This window comes from Actinosynnema sp. NPDC023794, assembly GCF_040639675.1.
Taxonomy (GTDB): domain Bacteria; phylum Actinomycetota; class Actinomycetes; order Mycobacteriales; family Pseudonocardiaceae; genus Actinosynnema; species Actinosynnema luteola.
Genome location: NZ_JBFAFR010000002.1, coordinates 25,434 through 51,177, shown reverse-complemented (window position 1 = coordinate 51,177; position 25,744 = coordinate 25,434). Strand labels below are relative to the sequence as shown.

The following is a 25,744-nucleotide window of genomic DNA, read 5'->3' as shown; positions in this document are numbered from 1 at the left end:
CCCTCAGCCGAAGATGATGTTGAGCACGGCGGTCAGCACCAGCACGCCGATGCCGAGCAGCAGCGGCGACCGGTACCACCCGGCGTCCTCGCCCGTGGTGGAGTGCCTGCGGTCCTCCCTCGGCGTGAGGCTGTAGACCAGCCCGACCAGCCGCTCCTCCGGCACCGGCCGGGTGAACGTGGTCACCACCACGCTGACCACGATGTCCACCGCGAACGCCACGCCCGCGCCGACGAAGCTCGCGCCCTGCCCCGGCAGGTCCAGCACGCCGGTCTCGGCGAGCACGAACACCGCCACCGCGCCGAGCGTGCCCGCGACCAGGCCGGCCCAACCCGCCGCCGCCGACATCCGCTTCCAGAACATGGCCAGGATGAACGTGGCGAACAGCGGCGCGTTGAAGAACGAGAACAGCGCCTGGATGTAGTCCATGATGTTGCCGTAGCCGGCGGCGAGGAACGCGGTCCCGATGGCGACCACCGTGCCGCCGATCGTGGCCAGCCGCCCGATCCGCAGGTAGTACTCGTCCGGGCGGTCCTTCTTCACGTAGTCCTGCCACAGGTCGTACGTGAACACCGTGTTGAACGACGACACGTTCGCCGCCACACCCGCCATGAACGACGCCAGCAGACCCGTGATCGCGATGCCCAGCATGCCGTTGGGCAGCAGCTCGCCGATCAACGCGGGCAGCGCGTTGTTGTAGACGACGCCGCTCTCCTCACCGGCCTTGAGCGCGGCCATCTCCGGCACCACCAGCGCGGCGATGATGCCCGGGATGATGATCACGAACGGGATCAGCATCTTCGGGTAAGCGCCGATGATCGGCGTGCGCCGCGCGGCCGACATGCTCTTCGCCGACAACGCGCGCTGCACCTCGGCGAAGTTCGTCGTCCAGTACCCGAACGACAGCACGAAGCCGAGGCCGAACACGATGCCGATCACGCTGAGCACCGGGTTCTGGATGCCGGTCAGCTCGGTCGCGGGCCACGCCGACAGCTGCTCGGTGCCGCCCGGACCGCCGGTGACCTTCTCGACCAGCCCGTCCCACCCGCCGACCTTGTGCAGGCCGACGATCGTCAGCGGCAGCAGCGCGGCCACGATCACGAAGAACTGCAACACCTCGTTGTAGATCGCCGCGGACAGGCCGCCCAGCGCGGTGTAGGTCAGGACGATCGCCGCGGCGATGACCACCGACAGCGGGATCGGCCAGCCGAGCATCAGGTTCAGCAGGAACGCCAGGGCGTACAGGTTCACGCCCGCGATCAGCACCTGGGCGACGGCGAAGCTGATCGCGTTGACCAGGTGCGCGCCCTTGCCGAAGCGGCGGCGCAGGAACTCCGGGACGCTGCGCACCTTCGAGCCGTAGTAGAACGGCATCATCACCAGGCCGAGGAACACCATGGCCGGGATCGCGCCGATCCAGTAGTAGTGCACCGTCGCCATGCCGTACTGCGCGCCGTTGGCCGCCATGCCGAGCAGCTCGATCGCGCCGAGGTTGGCGGAGATGAACGCCAGTCCCGTCACCCACGCGGGCAACGAGCGGCCGGAGAGCAGGAAGTCCAGGCTGGACGAGACCGATCTGCGGGCCAGGAAGCCGATGCCGAGGACGAACACGAAGTACACCGCCAGCAAGGTGTAGTCCAACGGACCGGCGTCCAGCCTGAGGTCCACCTGGGCCAGTACGGGCACCTCAGCCCACCTCCCTGCTCCGAACAACCCCGAACACGATCGCGCGCCACCACGCGTGACCAGGCACTACCGCACAGCCGATCAAGCCGACGGTAGTGCACCTCGACGCGCTCCGCCGGTTTGAACTACCCGGGGCTAAACCTCAGGTGAGCACGCCGCCGCGTCAGCGGGTCAGCACGAACGGCGTCTCGGCGTAGACGGGTCCGGAGGTGGCGCCGATGGTGAACGGCGTGCCGGGCGCGGAATCGCCGAACGAGTCGGGCACGCGCACCGGCACTTCGACGAACCGGCCGACCGCGTCCGCGGTGGTGTCGCCGATCCGGTGGCCGTGGAAGGTGAACACCACTCGACCGTGTGCCGGATAACCCTGGCCGCTGAGCAGGACTTCGCCGCCCGCGTGGCCGGAGAGTGGGTGTGCCGCGAGGTGCGCGGCTGGAGAAGGTGCGGCGGGTGAGCTCACCACCGCGACGACGGGCGGCGACAACGCGGGCGTCTGCGACACGCAGCCCGCCACCGCCGGGAGGGCCGACAGGAGAACCGACAGGACCAGGGGTGAACCGGATCTTCGTCTTCGCGATCTTCGCACCACGCGCCTCCAAGCCCGTTGAGGGGGAAGTCAGCGTATATCGCGAAATCCGGCCTGCCACGCGCCCGAACGGCTTACCGCCGACCCCGCAAACTGCGGCGAGAACGGGCGCGCCGCCGGCTCCGCGGACCCAGCGCGAACGGGCGCGGCCGACCCGCGTGCGGACCGGCGGCGCGATTCGCCCGAACGGTCAGACCGCCGAACGGCTGCCGACCACGACCGCCGCACGGCGCCCTCCGGCGCGGACCTCAGCCACGTGTCCCGGTACCTCCGGCTCGGCCGTGACCGTACCGGCGCGACGCCGGGGTTGTTGAGGTGCTGGTAGTTGGGGGTCAAAGAGTGGCAGTTGGGACAGAGGAGACGCACCTCGTCCGGTTTGTTCCGGCTCCGGTCCCCGGTGGTGTGATCGACGTGCAACGGGACTCGGCCGCTGACCGGGTTCACCTGGTTCCACCCGCACTCCTCGCACCGCTGACCACGCAGGAAGGGCAGTGCCGGAGATCAATCCGGATGTCCACTTCGCGAGCCACGTGGCGAATGAACCGGTCCGTTCGTAACGATCCTCGTTGAAACACTGCCATGAGCAGTAAGGACCTCTCCTGCGGCGCCCGAACCGCTCTTGCGACCCGCAGCGGCGACACGGATCGGGCTCACGTCGACGCATCGCGTCCGAGCAGGCCCGACTACAGGTTTTCGCACCTCGCATGACTCGACCACTGCCACACTGAGGACAAGGCGGGCGCGGTTGAGCAAGCGCGCCGAACGAAGCTCCTGAGTCCCCTTGAGGTGGCAGGAGTTGCTGCAGAAGCGCGGATTTCGGGTTTCCGACCCGCAGTGCTCGCATGGATGCGGATCGACTGGCGGCCTGGTCAACGCTCAACCTCTCGTCGAGACGGAACCATCACCTGCGTGACCGAGACCGAGATCGGGAAGACGGCGAACGGCACGCCGCGCTGACCGTCCCCCGTGCCTCAGCCACGTGACGTTGGTGGCTCCCGAGATCAAGGCGTACCGCTGTGCCGTGCAGTGACAACAGTCGCGGGACTTCGCACCGGGAATGCGTCGACCAGGGTAAGCAAGAGCGACGAAAGGTCAACTCGAGCGATCAGAACAGGCGGAACTCGTCCGACTCGATGCCGCGCAGCGCGTCGTAGTCGAGCACGACGCAGCGGATGCCGCGGTCCTCGGCGAGGGTCCGCGCCTGCGGCTTGATCTGCTGCGCGGCGAACACGCCCCGCACCGGCGCCAGCAGCGGGTCGCGGTTGAGCAGTTCCAGGTAGCGGGTCAGCTGTTCGACGCCGTCGATCTCGCCGCGGCGCTTGATCTCCACGGCCACCGAGGCGCCGGACGCGTCGCGGCACATCAGGTCCACCGGCCCGATCGGGGTCGGGAACTCGCGCCGCACCAGGGTCCAGCCGTCGCCGAGCGTGGTGACGTGCTCGGCCAGCAGCTTCTGCAGGTCCGCTTCGACGCCGTCCTTGACCAGGCCGGGTTCCGGGCCGAGCTCGTGCTTGGAGTCGTGCAGCACCTCGGCCAACGTGATGATCAGCTTCTCGCCCGCCTTGTTCTGCACGACCCACATGTCCGGGTCCTCGATCAGCCAGCACGGCGGGCTCATCCAGTTCAGCGGCTTGTACGCGCGGTCGTCGGAGTGGATCGACACCGAGCCGTCCGCCTTGATCAGCAGCAGCCTCTGCGCCATCGGCAGATGGGCGGTGAGACGTCCGACGTAGTCGACCTGGCAGCGAGCGATGACGAGGCGCACGGCCGACAGGCTACGGGGTGCGGCCCTCGGCCCACCGGCAGGTGCCGTCGGCCGACGTGTCACCGCGGCGACCGCGCCGCGCGCCGAGCCCGTCGACCCTGATCACCGACGAGAGCGCACACGCCGAGGCGGCGCCCCGGCCGCACGCGGAGGTGGTCGGAGTCCGGTCGGCCGCCCGGTGGTGTACTTCGCGTGCGGGCGGCGTCGATCGGCAGTGGCCCGATCGCGCGGCGGCCCGGAGCCTTCGGCACAGGGAGAGTGATCGTGGAAACCCTCGGATCGCGTGAGGTGTACGCGAACCAGTGGATGGTGGTCCGGGAGGACGCCATCGGGCGGGCGGACGGGACCACCGGCATCTTCGGCGTGGTGGACAAGCCCGACTTCGCGCTGGTGATCCCCATGGACGGCGAGCGGCTGCGGCTGGTCGAGCAGTTCCGCTACCCCATCGGCATGCGGCGCTGGGAGTTCCCGCAGGGCACCGCGCCCGAACGCGCCGACGAGGACCCGCTGGTGCTGGCCGAACGCGAGTTGCGGGAGGAGACGGGGCTGCGGGCGGGCAAGCTGGTGCAGCTCGGCATGCTGGACGTCGCGCCGGGCATGTCCAGCCAGCGCGGCCGGGTGTTCCTGGCCACCGACCTGCGCGAGGGCTTCCACGAGCGGGAGCACGAGGAGCAGGACATGCGCTCGGCGTGGTTCCCGCGCGCGGAGTTCGAGGCGATGATCGCGCGGGGCGACATCACCGACGCCCAGTCGATCGCCGCCTACACGCTGCTCCTGCTGCACGAGCACGCGCAGCCGTGACCGCCGCGATCGCGGAGTCGACCTCCGCCGAGGTGCAGGCGTGCGCGGAGGCGCCGGCCGACGACGTTGTTCTGCGAGCGGGTGGGGCGGCCGGTCACCTCCCACGCCGCCCGCACGTCGGGTGAGTAGGCGCTCCGCCCGCTCACCTCACGTCCGGAGGGTTTCGTGTCCACCGCACACGTCGTCGTCACCGTCCTCGCGATCCTGGCCAACGCCGCCGTCGCCGTCGCCGACTTCGCGAGGGCGGGGTTCGTGCCGGCGAACTCGGCCGAGGTCCACGTGCCGGGCTCGTGGGTGCCCGCCCTGGGCGCGCTGAAGGCCGCGGGCGCGGTCGGCCTGCTCCTCGGCCTGCTCGGGGCGCCCGTCGTCGGGACGGCGGCGGCGATCGGGCTGGTGGCGTTCTTCGCGGGCGCGGTCGGGCTCCACGTGCGGCACCGGGTGTGGCACAACATCGCCGCTCCCGGCGCGTCCCTCGCCCTCGCCGCCGGGTCCCTCGTGCTCGGGGTGGTCGGTTAGCCGGTCCAGACGGCCGGGCGCTTCTCCAGGAACGACGCCATGCCCTCCTTGGCCGCCGGGGTCTGCGACGCCGCCGCCATCACCTCCACCGCGATGCCGTAGGCGTCGGCCTCGGGCCGGTCGAGCTGGGCGTAGATCGTCTGCTTGCCCAACGCCTTGGCGGCCCGGCTGCCGCGGGTGGCCCGGCGCATCAGCTCGTCCACGGCGTCGTCCAGCTCGGCGAGCGGCACGACGCGGTTCACCAGGCCCCACTGCTCGGCGGTGCGCGCGTCCACCGCGTCACCGGTCAACGCCATCTCCATCAGGCGCTTGCGCCCGATCGCGCGGGCCACCGGCACCGCCGGGGTGTGGCAGAACCAGCCACCCTTGCCGCCGGGCAGGGCGAACCCGGCCTCCTCGGCGGCCACCGCGAGGTCGCACGACGCCATCAGCTGGCAGCCGGCCGCCGTGGCCAGGCCGTGCACGCGCGCGATCACGACCTGAGGCACGGACTCGATCGTGCGCATCAGGTCCGTGCACAGCGTCAGCAGCTCGCGCACGCCCTCCAGGTCGCGGGCCGACACGTCGGCGAAGTCGTGCCCGGCGGAGAACACCGGCCCCTCGCCCGCGAGCACCACCCCTACCGCGTCCGACGCGGCGACTTCGCGGAACGCGGTCAGCAGCTCCGCCAGGTGCTCGGCGGACAGCGAGTTGCGCCGGGCGGCGCGGTCCATGGTGATCCGCACGACGTCATCCGTGCGGTCGACGCGGATGTGCTGGTATTCGGCCATGTTCCGACGGTAACCGGCCGTGCAACCGCCCGCCGGTGGACCTCCGTCCCGTTGGCATGAGACTTCGCCTGTTAGTCGTGATCCTCGGTGTGCTGGCGGCCGGCTGCGCCCGCGTCGACCACGCAGCGGCGCCGCTGCCGTTCGAGTCCGACCCGCCCACCTCGACCGCGCCCGTTCCCGCCGGGGTGGTGGACTTCCCGGTCGACGCCGTCCCCCGGCCGATCGTGCTGTTCGCGCCGAAGCTGGTGAAGGTGGAGTGGATGGGCCTCGAGGAGGAGAAGCTGGCCCACGGCCACGGCTACCGGTTCACCGGCGTCGAGCCGCCGACGCCGGGGCCGGCGGAGGTCGTGCTGATCGACGGTCCGGCGACGTTCCCGCTGGTCGGCGTGCGCGACGCGCTGGCCGGGATGTCCGCGGGCGCCCGCGAGGGCGAGCCGCTGGAGTTGGTGAGCGCCGAGCTGGGCAGGGCGACGTTCAGGACCGACCGCGGCGACCTGGAACTGCCGGCGTGGCTGTTCCGGTCGGCGTTCGGCAGCGTGTACGCGTGGCCCGCGCTCACGCCCGACGCGTTCTGGAAGCAGGGCGAGGAGATCCCCGGCGCTCAGGACGCCAAGACGTCGGACGGCGTGCACCTGGAGGTGGAGCTGGGCGCACCCTACCCCCCGTGCCCGGGTGACGAGCCCGTGGTCAGGGAGCCCGTGGTGACCGAGACCGAGACGTCCGTGGTGATCGGCGTGCGCGAGACCGGGCCGGTCGGCGACTGCGCGCACACCGCGATCTACCGGTTCCAGTACTACCCGGTGACGCTGAGCAAGCCGTTGGGCGCACGCCTGTTGGTGTTCGAGGAGGACAACGGCATCATCCCCGTGACGCCGCGCTGACCGGGACGAGCGGCCGGGCGGTCCACTGCGGGTGCTACGTCTCCAGGCCGTTCGCCTGGCGCACGACGGTCACGATCTCGTCCATGATCTGGGTCAGCTCGTAGTCCTTGGGCGTGAACACCCGGGCCACACCGCGTTCGCGCAGCGCGGCGGCGTCGTCGGGCGGGACGATCCCCCCGACGACGACCGGCACGTCACCCGCGCCCGCCGCACGCAGGCCGTCGACCACCGCCGGCACGACCTCGAGGTGCGAGCCGGACAGGACCGACAGGCCGACCACGTGCACGTCCTCCTGGACGGCGGCGGCCACGATCTGCGCGGGCGTGAGCCGGATGCCCTGGTAGACGACCTCGAGGCCGACGTCGCGGGCCCGCACGGCGACCTGCTCGGCGCCGTTGGAGTGACCGTCCAGGCCGGGCTTGCCGACCAGGATCCGCAGCCGCTCGCCCAACTCCTCGCCGGTCGCCCGCACGCGTTCGCGCACCCGCGCGATCTCCACGCCCGCCTCACCGGACGCCGACGCCGCCGAGACCCCGGTCGGCGCGCGGTACTCGCCGAACGTCTCGCGCAACGCCTGCGACCACTCGCCCGTCGTCACGCCTGCCTTCGCGCACGCGATCGTGACCTCGACCAGGTTCCGGTCCGTCTTCGCCGCCGCCCGCAGGTCGTCCAAACTGGACTTCACCAGCGCGTCGTCCCGAGAGGACCGCCACGCCCGGATCGCCTCGACCGCGCGCTGCTCGACGATCGGGTCGATCTGCTCGATCGCGTTCGCGCCCTCGGCCTGCAACGGCGACGGCTCGGTGGTGGCGAACTTGTTCACGCCGACGACGACGTCCTCACCGGACTCCACCCGCCGACGCCGGTCCGCCAACGACGACACCAGCGCCGACTTCATGTACCCGGACTCGACCGCCGCGACCGCGCCGCCCATCGCCTGCACGCGGTCGATCTCGGCCCGCGCGCCCTCGACGAGCTCGTCCACCTTGGCCCCGACGACGTGCGAGCCCTCGAAGATGTCCTGGTACTCCAACAGGTCCGTCTCGTAGGCCAGCACCTGCTGCATCCGCAGCGCCCACTGCTGGTCCCACGGCCGGGGCAGGCCGAGCGCCTCGTTCCACGCGGGCAGCTGGATCGCGCGGGCCCGCGCGTCCCGCGACAGCGTCACGGCCAGCATCTCCAGCACGATCCGCTGCACGTTGTTCTCCGGCTGCGCCTCGGTCAGCCCGAGCGAGTTCACCTGCACCCCGTACCGGAACCGGCGGTGCTTGGGGTCCGCGATGCCGTACCGGTCGCGGGTGATCTCGTCCCAGAGCCGGACGAACGCCCGCATCTTGCACATCTCCTCGACGAACCGCACGCCCGCGTTGACGAAGAAGGAGATGCGGGCGACGACCTCGCCGCGCCGTTCCTCGGGCACCTGGCCCGAGTCGAACACCGAGTCCAGCACCGCGATCGCGGTGGACAGCGAGTACGCGATCTCCTGCACGGGCGTCGCGCCCGCCTCCTGCAGGTGGTAGGAGCAGATGTTGATCGGGTTCCACTTCGGCACGTTCGACACGGTCCACGCGACCATGTCGGTGATCAGCCGCAGGCTCGGCCCGGGCGGGAACACGTACGTGCCGCGGGACAGGTACTCCTTGATGATGTCGTTCTGCGTGGTGCCCGCGAGGGTGGCGCGGTCGGCGCCGTGCTCCTCGGCCACGCTCACGTACAGCGCGAGCAGCCACATGGCCGTCGCGTTGATGGTCATGGACGTGTTCGCCTCGCCCATCGGGATGCCGTCGAACAGCTGCCGCATGTCGCCGATGTGGCCGACGGGCACGCCGACCTTGCCGACCTCGCCCTTGGCCAGCTCGTCGTCCGGGTCGTAGCCGGTCTGCGTGGGCAGGTCGAACGCCACGGACAGGCCCGTCTGGCCCTTGGCGAGGTTGCGGCGGTACAGCGCGTTGGAGGCGGTGGCGCTGGAGTGACCCGCGTACGTCCGCATGACCCACGGACGGTCGCGCTCCCGGTCGGCCGGGTACGGCACGGCAACCTCCTAGGTGTTGTGTTGCCGCTGCTCGGCAGGCGGCGACTCGGTCGCCCGGCAGTCGGCCGCTCGCGACCTCGCGTTGTCCCCGTAGCGTACTGACCAGTAACCCAGCCCGCGCGTGCCGTTGCTCACTGAATCGAAGCTGCGGGAGGATGTGCGACGTGACCGCGCTCACCACCTTCCTGCTGCTGGTGATCGTGTTCGGGCTGCTCGCCCTGGTGCTGTTCTGGGCGTTCGGCATCGACCGGCGCGCCGTGCCCGACTACACCGGCGACGACTTCGGCCTGCTGACCGAGGTCACCGCCGTGCCGACGCCCGAGGCCGCGGACGTGCTGGCCCAGCGCTTGCGAACGGCCCGCATCAAGGTGACCGTCGTGCGCCGCGGCGGCCTGCACCGGCTGATGGTGTTCCCCGCGGACGTGCCCGACGCGAAACTCCTCCTGCACGGGAACGGGTGACCACCGAACAGCGGGCCCCAGGACCGGGCAAGAGGGGATCGACGAGCCCGTACTAGTACGGAAGACCTCCGATAGATCTCCTCCACAATGCGCTTCCATGAGCGACGACGACAAGGTGCCCGATGAGCTGCGGCTGATTCCCGTCGAGAACTCGGCCGACGGAACGTTCACCGGCATCCAGGCGGGTGCGATCCACGGCGGGGTCCAGTTCGGGGTCGACCGCGTGTCCAAGCTCGTCGTGCTCCGAGCGACGCAGTCCGAACTGGACGACGTGCGGCAGCACTTCGTACCACCCGACGGGTACACCGCCGCGCGACGAACGCTCGACACACGCGGCGTGGTCGTGCTCACCGGGCCGGGCTCCGGCCGCTCGTACACCGCGCGGCGGCTGCTGGTCGACGTCGGCGCGGTCGAGGTCGTGGAGGCCAACCGGGAGCGGGCGCTGGGCACGTTCGACAACCTCGTCGCCGGCACGGGGTACGTCTGGGACGTGCGGGAGTCGACGCGCGGCCCGTTCGACCGGGCCGAGTTCGAACGGGTCACCCGGCTGGTGAGATCCGTCGGCTGCCACCTCGTGATCGTGCTGGACTCGGCGGCACAAGCTCCGCTCGAGGCGACCGACCACGTGGTGCAACTGACCGCGCCACCCGCTCACGACGTGGCACGAGCGGAACTGAGGCGGCGGCGCCCGACCGACTTCGACGGTCCGCTGCGAGTGCTCACCGCCGACCTCGAACTGGAGGAGAAGGCATCGCCCGAGAAGGCGGTGCGCGCGGCGGAGCTGGCCGTGCGGGTGCACGAAGGGCTCGACCCGCGGGAGGCGCTGGCGAAGCTGCGCGAACACGTCGAGCAGGCCGTGGAGCGGCACCTGGCGGAGCGCACCGACTTGGAGTTCGCCCTGTCGTTCGCCGTGGCGCTGCTGGAGAACCAGCCCTACGACGAGGTGATGGCGCTGGCGCTGTCCCTGGACGAAGCGCTGCGCGAGGCGGGCCACGAGGACGGCGAGGCGCTGCGTCACAAGGCGTTCGCGCTGTCGAAGAAGGACCTGCTGGCCGCGGTCACCGCGACCACCACGGTGCGCGACCACCCCGACTACCCCGGCTTGCAGGAGGAGACGATCCACTTCACCCGCCAGGGCTGGGCGGGCGCGGTGCTGCGCAGGCTGTGGCGCGAGTACCCGCTCGCGCACGAGGTGTTGTGGCAGTGGATGAGCGACCGCGACATGATCGCCCGGTTCACCGACGCGGTGCAGCGCGCGGTGGTCACGATCGTGACCGAGATCCCGGCACACGAACCGCTCCAACTCGTGGACGACCTCGCCGGTCGGGGCGCGGTGGCGCACCAGAACCTGGCGGCGTCCGTGGTCGCGCGGTTGGACGAGAGGTACCGCGACCTCGTCTCACGCACGGTCGAGGCGTGGACCGACGGCACGGCCTACCAGCAGGCGACCGCGGTGTGGTTCAGCCTCACCCTGTCGCAAGCCCGGCCGCTGGGCGAGGCGCTGCGACGGTTGGAGCTGATCGCCCGCTCGTCGAAGTGGACACCGCGCAACGCGGTGGTCGCCGCCATCCTGAAGCTGGTGCAGGTCGACGACCACCGCGCACAGGTGCTGGACGCGGTCGTGTCGTGGACCTCGAACCGCCGCCTGTCCCAGGTCGCACTGCCGCTGGCCATGTGGATCACGGGCTACTTCCCGTACCCGCCCGCGGCCGACCTCGCCACGTCGTGCCCCGCGCAGATGAAAGTCCTGGCGAACCGTGTGCTCACCGACCCGGAAAGCCGCCGTGCCGCGTTGGAATGCCTGGCGGTGCTTTCGGACGAGGCGCACCTGAAGGAAACGTCCGCAAAGCGACTGGTGCACCTGGCGCAACTCCTGGCCCCGACGTTCACCTGGATGGGTCGCCGAAAAGCGGTGCTGGAGCTCAGCGTGACGACCCCGGAGGGTCGCACCACGCTTCGCCGGGCGTTCCGCGTGGCCGCGCAGGTTCAGGGGCGGACACCGGCTCAGGTCTGACCACGGGCAAGCGCTTGCGGACCGCGCGCATGAAGGTGACAGTGGTGCGACGGCGGCCCGCACCGGCTGGTGGTGTTCCCCCGCCGACGTGCCCGACGCCGAACCCCTCCCGCGGAGCGCCACATGACCATCGGCCTGTCCCGGATCGCCGACGACGACGAGGACATCTCGATCGACGAGCTGCGGCTCGCCACGCGCAACCACGGCATGCCGCTGGAGGCGCTGCGCTACGACGAGACGCCGGCCGGCCTGCACTACCTGCTGATCCACTACGACATCCCCGACGTCACGGGCTGGTCGCTGGACGTGCTCGGCCGCACGTGGACGCTGGAGGAGCTGCGCGCGCTGCCCGCCGTGACCCGGCAGGTGACGCTGGAGTGCGCGGGCAACGGCCGGGCCAAGCTGCACCCGCGGCCGGTGAGCCAGCCGTGGCTGGACGAGGCGGTCGGCTGCGCGACGTGGACCGGCACGCCGCTGGCCCCGTTGCTGGCCGACCTGCCGCCGGACGCGGTGGACGTGGTGTTCACCGGCCTGGACCACGGGCTGGACCGGGGTGTCGAGCAGGACTACGAGCGCGCGCTGCCGGTCGCCGAGGCGTTGCGACCGGACGTGCTGCTGGCCTACGAGATGAACGGCCAACCGCTGCTGCCGCAGCACGGCGCGCCGCTGCGGCTGGTCGTGCCCGGCTGGTACGGCATGGCGCACGTGAAGTGGCTGCGCTCGATCACCGCGCTGGACCGGCCGTTCGACGGCTTCCAGCAGGCCGTCGCCTACCGGATCACGCACGAGCCCGACGACGAGGGCACGCCGGTGACCCGGATCCTGCCCAAGGCCCTGATGGTCCCGCCCGGCTTCCCCGACTTCATGACCCGCCGGCGGTTCGTGGACGCCGGCCGCGTGCTGCTCACCGGCCGCGCGTGGAGCGGCCACGCGCCCGTGGCGGAGGTCGAGGTCGAGCTGGACGGCACGTGGGTGGAGGCCGACCTCGGCCCCGCCGGCGACCGGTACGCGTGGCGGCGCTGGGAGTGCGCGTGGGACGCGACGCCCGGCGAGCACGTGCTGCGGGTGCGGGCGACCGACGAGGACGGCCGCACCCAGCCCGTCGACCAGCCGTGGAACCGGCAGGGCATGGCCAACAACACCGCCCAGCGGGTGCCGGTGACCGTGCGGCCCTGAGCCGTCAGGCGCTGACGCGCTCCACGGTCGCGCCGAGCTTGCGCAGGTTCTCCACGAAGCCCGGGTAGCCGCGCTCGATGTGGAAGATCTCGTAGACCTCGGTCGCGCCGTCCGCGCACAGCCCGGCCAGCACCAGCCCCGCGCCCGCGCGGATGTCCGACGCCCACACCGGCGCGCTGGACAGCCGCTCGACGCCCCGCACCACCGCGTGGTGGCCGTCGGTGCGCGCGTCCGCGCCCAGCCGCACCATCTCCTCGATGAACCGGAACCGCGCCTCGAACAGGTTCTCGGTGATCATCGACGTGCCGTCGGACACGCTCGACAGCGCGATCGCGAACGGCTGCAGGTCGGTGGCGAAACCGGGGTACGGCAACGTCACGAAGTCCACCGACCGCGGCCGGTCGGTCTGCACCACGCGGAAGCCGTCGTCGAGCGTGGTCACGTCCGCGCCCGCCATCCGCAGCTTCTCCAGCACCAGGTCGAGGTGGTGCGGGTCCACGCCGCGCACGGTGATGTCACCGCGGGTCATGGCGGCGGCGAACGCCCAGGTGGCGCCGACGATCCGGTCGCCGATCACCCGGTGCTCGGTCGGCTGGAGCGACTCCACCCCGTGCACGGTGAGCGTGGACGTGCCCGCGCCCTCGATCTTCGCGCCCATCTGCTGGAGCATCACGCAGATGTCCACGATCTCCGGCTCGCGGGCGGCGTTGTCGATGACCGTGGTGCCGTTGGCCAGCACCGCCGCCATCAGGATGTTCTCCGTCGCGCCGACGCTGGGGAAGTCGAGCCAGATCTGCGCGCCGTGCAGGCCCTCGGCCTCGGCGATCACGCAGCCGTGCTCGATCTCGCTGTGCGCGCCGAGCTTGCGCAGGCCGCTCTGGTGCATGTCCAGCGGCCGGTTGCCGATCGCGTCGCCACCCGGCAGCGCGACGACGGCCCGCCTGCACCGGCCCACCAGGGGACCGAGCACGCACACGGACGCGCGCAGCTTGCCCATCGCCTCGGAGTCGGCGCGGTGGTTGAGCTCCTTGGGCGTGGTGATCGTGACGACCCGGCCCTCGATCGCCACCTCGCAGCCGAGGCTGCGCAGGACGTCCGCCATCAGCGGCACGTCCAGGATCTCCGGGCAGTTGGTGATGGTGGTGGTGCCCTCGGCCAGCAGTGCCGCCGCCATCAGCTTGAGCACGCTGTTCTTCGCGCCTACGACGGCGACCTCGCCGACGAGCCGCCCACCGCCCTGAACCCGGAAGTGCTCACTCACGTAAGGAACTCCTTGCTCGTTGTGCCGCAATCCTACGTACGGTCTGAATCGTGCCCGTCCGTGGTCGGCCACCGCGGTGTCTACAGTGCTTCGCATGGCCGTGCACCTGACGAAGATCTACACCCGGGTCGGCGACGACGGGACCACCGGCCTCGGCGACTTCTCCCGGGTGCCCAAGACGTCACCCCGCATCACGGCGTACGCCGACGTCGACGAGACCAACGCCGCGCTCGGCGTCGCCCTGGCGCTCGGCGCGCTGGAACCCGACGTCGCCGAGGTGGTGCGGCAGGTCCAGAACGACCTGTTCGACGTCGGCGCGGACCTCTGCACGCCGATCGCGCCCGACCCGAAGTACCCGCCGCTGCGGATCACCCAGGCCTACGTCGACCGGCTCGAGTCGTGGTGCGATGCGTTCAACTCCCGGTTGGGCAAGCTGGAGTCGTTCATCCTCAACGGTGGCACACCCGGCGCGGCGCTGCTGCACCAGGCCCGCACCATCGCCCGGCGGGCCGAGCGGGGCGCGTGGGCGTTGATCGAGGTCGAGGCCGAGCAGACGAACGCGCTGACCGCGAAGTACCTGAACCGGCTCTCCGACCTGCTGTTCATCCTGGCCAGGGTCGCCAACCCGGACGGCGACGTGCTCTGGCAGCCGGGCGCCAACGCCTGACCCCGGGGATGGTGCTTCCTGTTTTTGAAGTCTAAGCTTCAAAAACAGGAAGCACGCCTACCCGGAGGTCGACCATGACCACTTACGCCCTCGTCCACGGCGCGTGGCACGGCGGCTGGGCCTGGGAGCGGGTCGCGCCCCTGCTCACGGCGGCCGGCGCGCACGTCGTCACGCCCGACCTCACGCACGACCGCGACGTCGGCCTGTCCGACCACGTCGACGAGGTGGTCGCCGCGGTCGACGCCGTCACGGACCCGGACCTGGTGCTGGTCGGCCACAGCTACGCGGGCCTGGTCGTCCGCCAGGCCGCCGACCTCCGCCCGCACCGGGTGGCCCACCTCGTGCTGGTCGACGGCTGGGCCGGACCCGACGGCGCGAGCCTGACCGACCTGGCGCCGGACTGGTTCACCACCAGGGTCACCGCCGCCGCGAACGCCGACGGCCTGATCGCACCGCCCGCGCCCGAGTCGTTCGGCGTCACCGACCCCGACGACGCGCGGTGGCTCGGCGAGCGGCTGCGCACCCACGCGCTGCGGACGTTCACCGAGCCGACCCGCCTCACCGGCGCCGTCGACCGCATCCCCGGCACCGGCGTCCACTGCCTGCCGGAGACGTTCCCGTTCGCCCGGTTCGCCGCCGACCTCGGCTACCGGAGGGTGCCGGTGGACGGGCCGCACGACGTGCCGCTGACCGATCCGCGCCGCATCGCGGACGTGCTGCTCGCCGTCGTGGGCCGGGAGGCGCCGACCCTAGGATGAGCCGGTGGACCAGCGGACGTACAACCAGTACTGCGCCACCGCGCGGACGCTCGACCTCGTCGGCGAGCGCTGGACGCTCCTGCTGGTCCGCGAGCTGCTGACCGGGCCGAAGCGCTTCGGCGACCTCCAGCAGAGCCTGCGCGGCCTCGGCACGGGGCTGCTCGCGGCCCGGTTGAAGCACCTCGAACACGAAGGCCTCGCGCACAAGGTCACGCTGCCCGCGCCGGCCCGGACCCCCGCCTACGCCCTCACCGAGGCAGGCCTGGAGCTCGGGCCGGCGGTGCTCGCCCTGGCCCGCTGGGGCACGAGGTGGGCCATGGGCGAGCGGCGGGCGGGCGAGGCGTTCCACCCCGGCTGGGCCGTGCTGGCGATGGAGGCGTTCTTCGACGCCGAGGCCGCCGCGGGCGTGCGGGCCGTCTACGAGTTCCGGGTCGGCGACGAGGTGTTCCACGTCCGCGTGGACGACGGCGGGGTGGACGCGGGCCACGGCCCCGCCGGGCGGCCCGACGCGGTGGTCGAGACCGACGAGGACGTCTTCGCCTCGTTGGCCGACGGCCGGTCGAGCCTGGCGGACAAGATCGCCTCCGGCGCCGCCTCGGCCTCCGGCGACCAGGAGGCCCTGCGCAGGCTGGGCACCCTGTTCCGGCGACCGAGCCCCGCCGAGCGGGTGCCCGCTCAGGACGCGTAGACCACCTTCTCGGCGCCGATGCGCTCGATCCGCTCGGCGCCCCACACGCCCAGCGCGGCGAGCGCCTCGTTGAGCGACTCCCCGTGCCCGGTCAGCGCGTACTCCACCCTCGGCGGCACCTCGGGGAACACCTCGCGGTGCACGAGGCCGTCCTCCTCCAGCTCACGCAGCTGCTGGACCAGCATCTTCTCGCTCACGCCCGGCAGGCCGCGGCGCAGCTGGGCGAACCGCCGCACGCCGTGCTCGGCCAGGTCCCACAGGATCAGCGACTTCCACTTGCCGGACACCACGTCCATCGCGGCGTCGATGCCGCAGAAGTAGGGACCACGTCGAGCCGCCATCGGCCCCTCCCGGGGGTGCTTACCAAAAGGTGTGTACTGCACAAAATAGTCCGTACTGGTCAACCGTACCGGTACGAGTGACGATCTTGGCATGACGAACACGAAGGTGACCGTTCTCGGGCTCGGCGCGATGGGCGCCGCCCTCGCCACCGCCCTGGTGCGCGCCGGGCACACCACGACGGTCTGGAACCGCTCGCCCGGCAAGGCCGACGCCCTCGTCGACTTCGGCGCCGCGGCCGCCGGCACCGTCGGCGACGCCGTGACCGCGTCCGACGTGGTGATCGCCTGCCTCTTCGACGCCGCCTCGGTCCACGAGGTGCTCGACCCCGTCGCCGACCTGCTCACCGGCCGCACGCTGGTCAACGTCACCACGACCACGCCCGACCAGTCGAGGGAGATCGCCGGCTGGGCGGCGGCGCACGGCGTGGTGTACCTCGACGGCGGCATCATGGCCGTGCCGGACATGATCGGGCGGCCCGGCTCGTCCGTCCTCTACAGCGGCTCGGCCACCGCGTTCGAGCGGCACCGCCCGCTGCTGGACCTGTGGGGCGAGAGCGCGTACTTCGGCGAGGACGCGGGCCTGGCGTCGCTGTACGACCTGGCCCTGCTCGCCGGCATGTACGTGATGTTCGCCGGTTTCCTGCACGGCGCGGCGATGGTCGCGGACGCGGGCGTGACGGCGACCGAGTTCGCCGGGCGTGCCGCGCCGTGGCTGGCCGCGATGACCGGCGGGTTCGCCGGGCTCGCGGCCGTGGTCGACGGCGGCGACTACACCGTGCCGGATCAGCAGAGCCTGGAGTTCTCCGATCTCGGCGACATGCTCGACGCGAGCGCCGCCCGGGGCATCTCCACGGAGGTGGTCGGCATGGTGCGGAACCTGATCCGGCGGCAGGTCGACGCCGGTCACGGCAAGGAGGGCTTCGCGCGGATCTACGAGAGCATCAGGAATCCGGCCTGACCCTCCGTTCGAGTGACATCACTCGACCGATCGAGTGCCCGGGTGATCGGCAGGCCACCACGATTGATCGTCTTTGTGTTCACTCGGTCGAGTCCGGACGCCGGGGGGCGTCCACTCGACGAGGGGGGATTTCGCCGTGCGCAGAACACGAAGATCCGGATTGGTCGTGGTGGCCGCGCTGCTCGGTCTGCTCGTCCCGGGGGTGGCGCACGCCGCGCCGCCCCCGAACGACGACTTCGACCAGGCGACGCCGGTCGGCGCCCTGCCGTTCACCACCACCCAGCCGGTCGTCGAGGCGACGCACGCCGCCGACGACCCCGACAACTGCTACGGGTACCAGCTCACGGTCTGGTTCACCTACACCGCACCCGCGAACGGCGTGGTCACGGCCACCACCGCGGGCAGCACCTACGACACGGGCCTGTCGGCGCACACCGGCTCCCGCGGCGCGCTGACCAGGGTCGCCTGCAACGACGACGTGGACGGCACGCTCCAGTCGCGCATCGAGCTGCCCGTCGTCGCCGGCGCCCGCTACCACTTCATGGTCAGCTCGCTCACCCCGCAGCCGGCCTGGCCGCCGTCGCTGACCTTCTCGGTGACCGGGCCGGCCACGCTCCCGAACGACGCGTTCGCCGACGCCGAACCGGTCACCACCCTGCCCCGCACCGCGCAGCCCGCCCTGTCGACGGCGACCTTGGAACCGGGCGAGCCGGCGGGCACGTGCGCACCGCCCACCCGATCGCTCTGGTACGCCGTGACGCTGGCCGAAACCACCTCGGTCACCTTCTCGCAGGACCCGAGCACCGCGGTGCTGTCGGTCTTCACGGGATCGACGCCCGGGAGCCTCACCGAGGTCGACTGCGTGTCCTCGTCGCGAAGCCTGACCTTCCGCGCGGTCGCGGGCACGACGTACTACCTGCGAGTCGCCCAGGGCGAGTACAACGCGGGAAACCTGCGGCTCACCATCGACGTCGCCCGACCGATCGTGCCCTACTTCTCGCACACCCCGTCTTCGCCGTCCGTGTTCGACGACATCGGGTTCTACGACTACACCGAGGTCCCGGACGTGTCCACCGACCTGACCACCCGGTGGGACTTCGGCGACGGGACGACCGCCGAAGGCACGGTACGACCGCACCACCGCTACGCGGCAGACGGCGACTACACCGTGACGTTGACCCACAACACCGGGGACGGCCGCTCGGCCACCACGTCGCGGGTGGTCCAGGTCCGCACGCACGACGTCGCCATCGCCCGGTTCACCACACCGGCGTCGGCGACGGTCGGCGTCACCAAACCCGTCACCATCCGGATCGCGAACACGCGGTACGCCGAGGACGTGACCGTCACGCTGTACCGCAGCACGCCGTCGGGCTGGAGCGAGGTCGGCCACTACACCCAGTACGTGCCGGCGAGCGCGACGGGCACGGTGGGCTTCCCGTTCAGCTACACGTTCCGCCCGGACGACGCCGCGTTCGGGAAGGTGAACTTCCGGGCGGTGGCGTCCCTGCCCGGGGAGGACGACCACCCGCTGGACAACGAGGCGATCAGCTCGACGACGGCGGTGCGGCCGGCGCTCACCGGCCTCGACCTGACCTGACCGGGGGTCGCTAGGAGGCCCAGGGAATGGATCGGCCCGGAGGCGCTGACTCCAACCAGGACAGGAATCCTGTCAGCGCGTCCGGGCCCATCGCGATCTCGACCTCGCCCTTGTTGCCGCGGCAACGGAGTACCACCGCGCCCGCGGGCATCGCGTACGCCTCCGGTGCGGTGGGCTCGCGGCGGTCGTCGATCTCGAAGCCTTCGCGGGAGATGACCATGTCCGGGCCGGAGCTGAGGCTCAGCACGCGGAACCAGGTGAACTCGTCACCCCGGTAGTGCCCGACACCCAGGTGCCAGCCCCGGCCGGAGCCCTTGATCCTGGACCTCAGCGCGACGTGCACGCCGCCCGCGCGCAGCAGCCGGACGCGCCGCCACGCCAGGTACGCGAGGACGACCACCGCGCCGAACAGGACCAGCCCCACCAGCTCGGCGATCCCCACGGCGTTCGTCCGCTCGTCCGCGTCAGGCCGAGTGCCCGGCGGCGCGAAGCCGCGCGATCGCCCGGGCCCGTTGCACGTCGTCCGCGTTCTGCGCGTCCGAGCGGGCCTGTTCGACGTCGATCTCGTGGGAGAGCTCCGCGGCCTCGGCGAGGATGCTCACCCCGTCGCCGGTCACGGAGAGGAACCCGCCGTGCACGGCCGCCGTCACCAGCTCGTTGTCCGCGGTGCGGATCCGGACCACGCCGCCCTCGACCAGCTGACCGAGCACCGGCTCGTGGCCGGGCAGGATGCCGATCTCGCCTTCGAGCGTCTGCGCGACCACCGAGGTGGCCGTGCCGGACCACAGGCGGCGTTCCACCGCGACCAGCTGAACGGTCATCTCGGCCACGCGCATCTCCCTGAGTCGACTGGAGTCACCCGCAGTCTAAACGGTGACCGGTTCACCCCGCCGCACCAGCCACCCTCAGCCGCCGTCGCGGCCCGCGGCGACCCGCCCGGAGACCGCTCCGACGGCGGTCACCGCGACCGCGCCCAGGCCCGCCACCAAGGCGAACGCGTAGAAACCCACGGGTGGGCGAGGCCCGCGGTGAGCAGCGCCCCACCCAGCACCGGCCCGCAGACGGCCCCGATCCGGCCGGCGCCCGCCGTCCACCCCAGACCCGTGGCGCGGTTGCCGTCGTCGTACGCGCGGCCCACGTACGCGTACACCAAAACCTGCGAGCTGAACACGAAGCACCCGGCCACGAACACCGCCGCGTAGACGGCCGCGGTCGGCAGCTTCACGCTCAGCAGGCCGAGGAACGCCGCCGTGGCCCGCCGCACGCCGGGCCGGAACAGCGAGCCGACCAGCCGCCCGGCCGACGCCCGCTCCCCCTGGAACGCCCGCGACTCGGGCAGCAGCACCACCATCAACGGCACCAGCGCGAGCGCGGGCGCCGCGCCGACGACGAACAACGCCCGCCACCCCTGCGAAGGGATGACCACCATGCCGAGCGGCGCGGTCAGCACCGCCCCGGCGTGGTAGCCGGTCATGACCAGCGTGGTGGCCCGGCCCCGCCGCCGCGCCGGCGCGAACTCGTCGACCAGCGCGATGGCCGTCGGCAGGCAGCCGCCGAGGCCGAGCCCGGCCAGGAACGTCAACCCGCCGAACACCTCGATCGACGGCGCCGCCGCGCACAGCAGGGTGAACAGGGAGAAGCCGCCGACGGACGCGATCAGCGCCTTGCGCCGCCCGACCAGGTCGGTGACCGTGCCGATCGCCATCGCCCCCAGCATCATGCCGACCAGGCCCGCCGTGGAGACGACCGACGCGGACGCCGGCGTGATGCCCCACTGCCCCGTTTCGAGCAGTACCGGGAGCACCCATCTGCCCATTCCGGGAGGGTGGCGCGGGTCACATCGAACAGGGCAGGGCGGTTTCCGATGAGCGGAAGGCCGTTGGGAGACTGGGCCGGTGCCCACACCGAAGTCGCTGCTGGAGCGGGCGTTCTCGCTGTTGTCGGTGTTCACCGTGGACCGGCCGGCGGTCACGCTGTCCGAGCTGAGCCGCCACTCCGGCCTGCCGCTGAGCACCACGCACCGGCTGGTGGCGTCCCTGGTGGAGCTGCGGGCCCTGGACCGCGCGCCGGACGGCCGCTACCGCGTGGGCCTGCGGCTGCTGGAGCTGGGCGCGCTGTCGCCCGGCAGCCTGGACCTCCGGGACCGCGCCCTGCCGTTCCTGGAGGACCTCTACGAGGTCACGCGGCACAACGTGCAGCTGGCCGTGCGCGACGGCACGGAGGTCGTGTACGTGGAGCGGATCTCGGCGCGGGACGCGGTGAACGTGGTGACGCGGGTCGGCAGCCGGATGCCGACGCACTGCACGGGCGTCGGTCTGGTGCTGCTGGCCGCCGCGCCCGTCGCCGTGCAGGAGGCCGTGCTGGCCGCGCCGCTCAAGCGGTTCACGCCCCGGACGATCGGGTCGGCGCCGGAGCTGCGGGCGGCCCTGGCCCGCGTGCGCCGCGAGGGTTACGCCATCAGCGACCGCCAGATCGAGATGATCACCTACTCGGTCGCCGCCCCCGTGCGCGGCCCGGACGGCCACGTGGTGGCCGCGGTGTCCGTCGTCGTGCCGACGGGCACCCGCACGGACACCGTCGTGCCCGCCGTGCGCACGTGCGGCCTGGCCATCTCCCGCGCCCTGGGCTGGGCCTCCCACTGACCCCGACAACGGCCGAAGGGCCGTTCCCCGAGCGGGGAACGGCCCTTCGGCAAAGCCCGACTTACTTGCCGGCGAGCTTCTTGGCGTTGGCCTCGACGTCGTCCAACCCGCCGCAGGAGAAGAACGCCTGCTCCGGGAAGTGGTCGAACTCGCCCTTGCAGACGCGGTCGAACGCCTCGATGGTGTCCTTGATGGACACGAACGACCCCGGCTGACCGGTGAACTTCTCGGCCACGATGAAGTTCTGGCCGAGGAAGCGCTCCAGGCGACGGGCGCGGCCGACGAGGACCTTGTCCTCCTCGGACAGCTCGTCCATGCCGAGGATGGCGATGATGTCCTGCAGCTCCTTGTACTTCTGCAGGATCCGCTTGACCTCCTGCGCCACCCGGTAGTGCTCCTCGCCGACGATCGACGGCTCGAGGATCCGGGAGGACGAGGACAGCGGGTCCACCGCCGGGTAGATGCCCTTCTGGGAGATCGGACGGGAGAGCTCCGTCGTCGCGTCCAGGTGGGCGAACGTGGTGGCCGGCGCGGGGTCGGTGTAGTCGTCCGCGGGCACGTAGATGGCCTGCAGCGAGGTGATCGACTTGCCGCGCGTCGAGGTGATGCGCTCCTGGAGCTCACCCATCTCGTCCGCCAGCGTCGGCTGGTAACCCACGGCGGACGGCATGCGGCCCAGCAGGGTCGACACCTCGGAACCCGCCTGGGTGAACCGGAAGATGTTGTCGATGAACAGCAGCACGTCCTGGCCCTGCACGTCGCGGAAGTACTCCGCCATCGTCAGCGCGGACAGCGCGACGCGCATGCGGGTGCCGGGCGGCTCGTCCATCTGACCGAACACCAGGGCGGTGTCGCCGAGCACGCCCATCTCCTCCATCTCGAGGAGGAGGTCGGTGCCCTCACGGGTGCGCTCGCCGACGCCGGCGAACACCGACGTGCCGGAGAACTCGCGGGCGATACGGGTGATCATCTCCTGGATGAGCACCGTCTTGCCCACGCCCGCGCCGCCGAACAGGCCGATCTTGCCGCCCTTGACGTACGGGGTCAGCAGGTCGATGACCTTGATGCCCGTTTCCAGGATCTCGGTCTTGCCCTCGAGCTGGTCGAACGACGGCGCCTTGCGGTGGATGCCCCACTGCTCGCCGTCGCGGCCGAGGCCGGGCTCGTCGAGGCAGTCGCCCAGCGCGTTGAAGACGTGGCCCTTGACGACGTCGCCGACGGGCACGCTGATCGCCTTGCCGGTGTCGGTCACCGCCGCGCCGCGGACCAGGCCGTCGGTCGGCTGCATGGAGATCGTGCGGACCAGGTTGTCACCCAGGTGCTGGGCGACCTCCAGGGTCAGCGTCTTGGCGACCGCCTCGTAGGTGATCTCCACGTGCAGTGCGTTGAACAGCTCCGGCACCGCGTCGCGGGGGAACTCCACGTCGACGACGGCACCGATCACCCGGACCACACGGCCGGTGCGGGTGGTGGTGGCAGTAGCACTCATGTCACTCATCACTTCCTGCGCCCCCGGTAAGCGCGGAGGCGCCACCGACGATCTCGCTGATCTCCTGGGTGATCTGGGCCTGGCGGGCCGCGTTCGCCTGGCGGCTCAGGTTGCGGACCAGCTCGGTGGCGTTGTCCGTCGCCGCCTTCATCGCGGTCCGCCGTGCCGCCGACTCCGAGGCCGCCGCGTCCAGCAGCGCCGAGAAGAGCCGGGTCTTGACGTACTTGGGCAGCAACGCGCCCAGCAGCGTCTCCGCGCTCGGTTCGAACGAGTACACCGACTGGAGCTTCTGCGGCTCCGGGTCGAAGTCGACCACCATCGGCGCGATCCGCTTGGCGACCGGCGTCTGGCTCAGCATCGACTTGAACTCGGTGTAGACCACGTGCAGCTCGTCCACGCCGAGCACGCCGTCCGGACCGGGCTGGTCGCCCTCGTCGTCGCTGCCCGCGACGAACGCCTTGACCAGCGCGTCACCGGCCTCGACCGCGTTCACGTAGTGCGGGAGCTGCGAGAAGCCGGTCCACTCGCCCGCGATCGCGCGCCTGCGGAACTTGTAGTAGCCGACGCCCTTGCGGCCGACGACGTAGAGCACGGGCTCCTTGCCCTCGGACCGCAGCAGCGAGAGCAGTTCCTCCGCAGCACGCAGCACGTTGGCGTTGTAGCCGCCGCACATGCCCTTGTCGCTGGTCACGACCAGGACGCCGGCGCGGCGGGGGTTCTTGCGCTCGGTCAGCAGCGGGTGGTCGAGGTTCGCGGACGCGGTCGCCAGCGCGGAGAGGACCGAGGTGATCTCCTCCGCGTAGGGACGCGACGCCGCGACCCTCGTCTGCGCCTTGGCGAGACGGGACGTGGCGATGAGCTCGTACGCCTTGGTGATCTTCTTGGTCGAGTTGACCGAGCGGATCCGCTGGCGCAGCTCCCGGATCTGTGCCGCCATGCCTACGTCACTTCTCGGTCGGAGCGGGCCGGTTGACCTTCACCGACTCCTGCCCGACCTTGTCGGCGTCCATCGCGTCGGCGGGCGCCTCGTTGACCGAGGTGCTCGCGCCACCGGACGCGGTGAACTGCTGCTTGAACGCGGTGACGGCGTCCACGATGCCCCGCTCCGTGTCCTCCGACAACTTCTTGGACTCGCGGATGTCGGAGAGGATCACGTCGTGGCTGCGCCGCACGTGGTCCAGGAACTCCGACTCGAAGCGGCGGACGTCGCCGACCGCGATGTCGTCGTAGTGGCCCTTGGTGCCGAGGTAGATCGAGACGACCTGCTCCTCGACGGGGACCGGCGAGTACTGGCCCTGCTTGAGCAGCTCGACCAGGCGGGCGCCGCGGTCCAACTGGGCGCGTGAGGCCGCGTCGAGGTCCGAGGCGAAGGCGGAGAACGCCTCCAGCTCGCGGAACTGCGACAGGTCCAGGCGCAGCGAGCCGGAGACCGTCTTCATCGCCTTGGTCTGCGCGGCGCCACCGACGCGGGACACCGAGATGCCCACGTTGACGGCCGGGCGCACACCCGCGTTGAACAGGTCCGACTCCAGGAAGCACTGGCCGTCGGTGATCGAGATGACGTTGGTCGGGATGTACGCCGACACGTCGTTGGCCTTGGTCTCGATGATCGGCAGGCCGGTCATCGAGCCGCCGCCCATGTCGTCGGACAGCTTCGCGCAGCGCTCGAGCAGGCGCGAGTGCAAGTAGAAGACGTCGCCGGGGTAGGCCTCGCGGCCCGGCGGGCGACGCAGCAGCAGCGAGATGGCGCGGTACGCCTCCGCCTGCTTGGTCAGGTCGTCGAAGATGATCAGGACGTGCTTGCCCTGGTACATCCAGTGCTGGCCGATGGCCGAGCCGGTGTAGGGCGCGAGCCACTTGAAGCCTGCCGAGTCGGACGCGGGGGCGGCGACGATGGTGGTGTACTCCAGCGCGCCCGCCTCCTCCAGCGCGGTCTTGACGCCCGCGATGGTGGAGCCCTTCTGGCCGATGGCGACGTACACGCAGCGGACCTGCTGCTGCGGGTCGCCCGAGTCCCAGGCCTTCTTCTGGTTGATGATCGTGTCGATGCAGACCGCGGTCTTGCCGGTCTTGCGGTCGCCGATGATCAGCTGGCGCTGGCCGCGACCGATCGGGGTCATCGCGTCGATGGCCTTGATGCCGGTCTGCATCGGCTCGCTCACCGGCTGCCGCTGCAGCACGGACGCCGCCTGCAGCTCCAGCGCGCGGTTGTCGTCGGCCACGATGTCGCCGAGGCCGTCGATCGGCTGGCCGAGCGGGTTCACCACGCGGCCGAGGAAGCCGTCGCCGACCGGCACGGAGAGCACCTGGCCGGTCCGCTTGACCTCCTGCCCCTCTTCGATCTTGTCGAAGTCACCCAGGATGACCGCGCCGATGGTGCGGACTTCGAGGCTCAGGGCCACGCCGAGCACGCCGCCGGGGAACTCCAGCAGCTCGTTGGTCATGGTGCCGGGCAGACCCTCGACGATGGCGATGCCGTCGTAGGTCTCCGCGACGACGCCGACCTCTTCCCGGCTGACTTCCGGGGAGTAGGTCGAAACGTACTTCTCGATCGCACTGCGGATCTCGTCCGACGAGATCGTCAGCTCCGCCATGTCGTTCCTGCTCTCACTTCGTTCTGGGAAAGGGGCTTGTGGGCCGCGGTTCCGGTCG

Annotated in this window: 24 protein-coding genes and 1 pseudogene; 12 read left to right on the top strand and 13 right to left on the bottom strand. The window is 71.2% G+C overall.

The window, feature by feature from the left end; genetic code table 11:
* Nucleotides 1-3: 3 nt before the first annotated feature.
* From AB0H12_RS04700 to nucS, 3 genes are all read right to left on the bottom strand, one after another.
* The gene (locus AB0H12_RS04700) at nucleotides 4-1,686 is read right to left on the bottom strand and encodes a sodium:solute symporter family protein (protein ID WP_499620874.1); all 1,683 of its coding nucleotides are present in this window, start codon (nucleotides 1,684-1,686) and stop codon (nucleotides 4-6) included.
* 163 nt (nucleotides 1,687-1,849) lie between these two features.
* Entirely contained in the window at nucleotides 1,850-2,188 is a 339-nt protein-coding gene (locus AB0H12_RS04695) for a hypothetical protein (protein WP_499620873.1), read from the bottom strand.
* A 1,189-nt stretch (nucleotides 2,189-3,377) separates the two neighbouring features.
* Complete coding sequence (gene nucS, locus AB0H12_RS04690) at nucleotides 3,378-4,037, bottom strand: endonuclease NucS (protein ID WP_230572499.1); 660 nt, start codon at nucleotides 4,035-4,037, stop codon at nucleotides 3,378-3,380.
* Between the two features lie 264 nt (nucleotides 4,038-4,301).
* Here nucS and AB0H12_RS04685 point away from each other — a divergent pair, with 264 nt between their 5' ends.
* Complete coding sequence (locus AB0H12_RS04685) at nucleotides 4,302-4,838, top strand: NUDIX domain-containing protein (RefSeq protein WP_499620872.1); 537 nt, start codon at nucleotides 4,302-4,304, stop codon at nucleotides 4,836-4,838.
* Nucleotides 4,839-5,003: 165 nt separating this feature from the next.
* Nucleotides 5,004-5,354: a DoxX family protein gene (locus AB0H12_RS04680; RefSeq protein ID WP_499620870.1), complete on the top strand. Its 351-nt coding sequence runs from the start codon at nucleotides 5,004-5,006 to the stop codon at nucleotides 5,352-5,354.
* Here the strand turns inward: AB0H12_RS04680 and AB0H12_RS04675 are convergent.
* On the bottom strand, nucleotides 5,351-6,124 hold the full coding sequence (locus AB0H12_RS04675) for an enoyl-CoA hydratase-related protein (RefSeq protein WP_499620868.1): 774 nt from the start codon (nucleotides 6,122-6,124) through the stop codon (nucleotides 5,351-5,353). The two genes, AB0H12_RS04680 and AB0H12_RS04675, sit on opposite strands and share 4 nt — an antisense overlap.
* Before the next feature lie 77 nt (nucleotides 6,125-6,201).
* Here AB0H12_RS04675 and AB0H12_RS04670 point away from each other — a divergent pair, with 77 nt between their 5' ends.
* Complete coding sequence (locus tag AB0H12_RS04670) at nucleotides 6,202-7,005, top strand: hypothetical protein (protein WP_499620866.1); 804 nt, start codon at nucleotides 6,202-6,204, stop codon at nucleotides 7,003-7,005.
* A gap of 34 nt (nucleotides 7,006-7,039) precedes the next feature.
* Here AB0H12_RS04670 and AB0H12_RS04665 read toward each other — a convergent pair whose 3' ends face one another.
* The gene (locus AB0H12_RS04665; protein WP_499620864.1) at nucleotides 7,040-9,037 is read right to left on the bottom strand and encodes a methylmalonyl-CoA mutase family protein; all 1,998 of its coding nucleotides are present in this window, start codon (nucleotides 9,035-9,037) and stop codon (nucleotides 7,040-7,042) included.
* Nucleotides 9,038-9,192: 155 nt separating this feature from the next.
* On the opposite strand from AB0H12_RS04665, the gene AB0H12_RS04660 reads away from it, so the two are divergent.
* From AB0H12_RS04660 to AB0H12_RS04650, 3 genes are all read left to right on the top strand, one after another.
* Nucleotides 9,193-9,498: a hypothetical protein gene (locus AB0H12_RS04660; protein ID WP_499620863.1), complete on the top strand. Its 306-nt coding sequence runs from the start codon at nucleotides 9,193-9,195 to the stop codon at nucleotides 9,496-9,498.
* Between the two features lie 97 nt (nucleotides 9,499-9,595).
* Nucleotides 9,596-11,512, top strand: coding sequence for a hypothetical protein (locus AB0H12_RS04655; protein WP_499620861.1), 1,917 nt, complete (start codon nucleotides 9,596-9,598; stop codon nucleotides 11,510-11,512).
* A gap of 123 nt (nucleotides 11,513-11,635) precedes the next feature.
* Nucleotides 11,636-12,688 (top strand): sulfite oxidase, encoded by a 1,053-nt coding sequence (locus AB0H12_RS04650; protein ID WP_499620859.1) that lies wholly within the window; start codon nucleotides 11,636-11,638, stop codon nucleotides 12,686-12,688.
* A 4-nt stretch (nucleotides 12,689-12,692) separates the two neighbouring features.
* Here the strand turns inward: AB0H12_RS04650 and murA are convergent, their stop codons facing one another.
* Nucleotides 12,693-13,949, bottom strand: coding sequence for a UDP-N-acetylglucosamine 1-carboxyvinyltransferase (gene murA / locus AB0H12_RS04645; protein ID WP_499620857.1), 1,257 nt, complete (start codon nucleotides 13,947-13,949; stop codon nucleotides 12,693-12,695).
* Nucleotides 13,950-14,043: 94 nt separating this feature from the next.
* Between murA and AB0H12_RS04640 the strand changes: the two genes are divergently transcribed.
* From AB0H12_RS04640 to AB0H12_RS04630, 3 genes are all read left to right on the top strand, one after another.
* Nucleotides 14,044-14,616, top strand: coding sequence for a cob(I)yrinic acid a,c-diamide adenosyltransferase (locus tag AB0H12_RS04640; RefSeq protein ID WP_230572510.1), 573 nt, complete (start codon nucleotides 14,044-14,046; stop codon nucleotides 14,614-14,616).
* Nucleotides 14,617-14,690: 74 nt separating this feature from the next.
* Nucleotides 14,691-15,374 carry an alpha/beta fold hydrolase gene (locus AB0H12_RS04635; protein ID WP_499620856.1) on the top strand — a complete coding sequence of 228 codons (684 nt, stop codon included), beginning with the start codon at nucleotides 14,691-14,693 and terminating at the stop codon, nucleotides 15,372-15,374.
* Nucleotides 15,375-15,378: 4 nt separating this feature from the next.
* Nucleotides 15,379-16,062: a winged helix-turn-helix transcriptional regulator gene (locus AB0H12_RS04630; protein ID WP_499620855.1), complete on the top strand. Its 684-nt coding sequence runs from the start codon at nucleotides 15,379-15,381 to the stop codon at nucleotides 16,060-16,062.
* Here AB0H12_RS04630 and AB0H12_RS04625 read toward each other — a convergent pair.
* Entirely contained in the window at nucleotides 16,050-16,403 is a 354-nt protein-coding gene (locus AB0H12_RS04625) for a winged helix-turn-helix transcriptional regulator (RefSeq protein ID WP_499620854.1), read from the bottom strand. The genes AB0H12_RS04630 and AB0H12_RS04625 overlap by 13 nt on opposite strands.
* A gap of 91 nt (nucleotides 16,404-16,494) precedes the next feature.
* Between AB0H12_RS04625 and AB0H12_RS04620 the strand changes: the two genes are divergently transcribed.
* Together AB0H12_RS04620 and AB0H12_RS04615 are read left to right on the top strand one after the other, a co-directional pair.
* Nucleotides 16,495-17,361, top strand: a complete 867-nt coding sequence (locus AB0H12_RS04620; RefSeq protein WP_499620852.1) for an NAD(P)-dependent oxidoreductase — start codon at nucleotides 16,495-16,497, stop codon at nucleotides 17,359-17,361.
* 136 nt (nucleotides 17,362-17,497) lie between these two features.
* The gene (locus tag AB0H12_RS04615) at nucleotides 17,498-18,961 is read left to right on the top strand and encodes a PKD domain-containing protein (RefSeq protein WP_499620851.1); all 1,464 of its coding nucleotides are present in this window, start codon (nucleotides 17,498-17,500) and stop codon (nucleotides 18,959-18,961) included.
* A 10-nt stretch (nucleotides 18,962-18,971) separates the two neighbouring features.
* Here AB0H12_RS04615 and AB0H12_RS04610 read toward each other — a convergent pair whose 3' ends face one another.
* The 3 genes and pseudogenes from AB0H12_RS04610 to AB0H12_RS04600 all read right to left on the bottom strand — a co-directional run.
* Nucleotides 18,972-19,403, bottom strand: coding sequence for a DUF2550 domain-containing protein (locus AB0H12_RS04610; protein ID WP_499620850.1), 432 nt, complete (start codon nucleotides 19,401-19,403; stop codon nucleotides 18,972-18,974).
* A gap of 22 nt (nucleotides 19,404-19,425) precedes the next feature.
* Nucleotides 19,426-19,791: a F0F1 ATP synthase subunit epsilon gene (locus tag AB0H12_RS04605; protein WP_499620849.1), complete on the bottom strand. Its 366-nt coding sequence runs from the start codon at nucleotides 19,789-19,791 to the stop codon at nucleotides 19,426-19,428.
* Between the two features lie 75 nt (nucleotides 19,792-19,866).
* Nucleotides 19,867-20,765, bottom strand: a pseudogene (locus AB0H12_RS04600) (MFS transporter); the annotation flags it as partial.
* 91 nt (nucleotides 20,766-20,856) lie between these two features.
* Between AB0H12_RS04600 and AB0H12_RS04595 the strand changes: the two are divergent.
* Nucleotides 20,857-21,603 (top strand): IclR family transcriptional regulator, encoded by a 747-nt coding sequence (locus tag AB0H12_RS04595; RefSeq protein ID WP_499620848.1) that lies wholly within the window; start codon nucleotides 20,857-20,859, stop codon nucleotides 21,601-21,603.
* A gap of 61 nt (nucleotides 21,604-21,664) precedes the next feature.
* On the opposite strand, the gene atpD is transcribed toward AB0H12_RS04595, so the two are convergent.
* The 3 genes from atpD to atpA are packed head-to-tail and all read right to left on the bottom strand — an operon-like array spanning nucleotide 21,665 to nucleotide 25,686.
* Nucleotides 21,665-23,101: a F0F1 ATP synthase subunit beta gene (atpD, locus tag AB0H12_RS04590; protein WP_499620847.1), complete on the bottom strand. Its 1,437-nt coding sequence runs from the start codon at nucleotides 23,099-23,101 to the stop codon at nucleotides 21,665-21,667.
* Nucleotides 23,094-24,029 carry a F0F1 ATP synthase subunit gamma gene (locus AB0H12_RS04585; protein ID WP_230572520.1) on the bottom strand — a complete coding sequence of 312 codons (936 nt, stop codon included), beginning with the start codon at nucleotides 24,027-24,029 and terminating at the stop codon, nucleotides 23,094-23,096. The genes atpD and AB0H12_RS04585 overlap by 8 nt, the downstream gene beginning before the upstream one ends.
* Nucleotides 24,030-24,036: 7 nt before the next feature.
* Nucleotides 24,037-25,686 carry a F0F1 ATP synthase subunit alpha gene (gene atpA, locus AB0H12_RS04580; RefSeq protein WP_499620846.1) on the bottom strand — a complete coding sequence of 550 codons (1,650 nt, stop codon included), beginning with the start codon at nucleotides 25,684-25,686 and terminating at the stop codon, nucleotides 24,037-24,039.
* Between the last annotated feature and the right edge of the window lie 58 nt (nucleotides 25,687-25,744).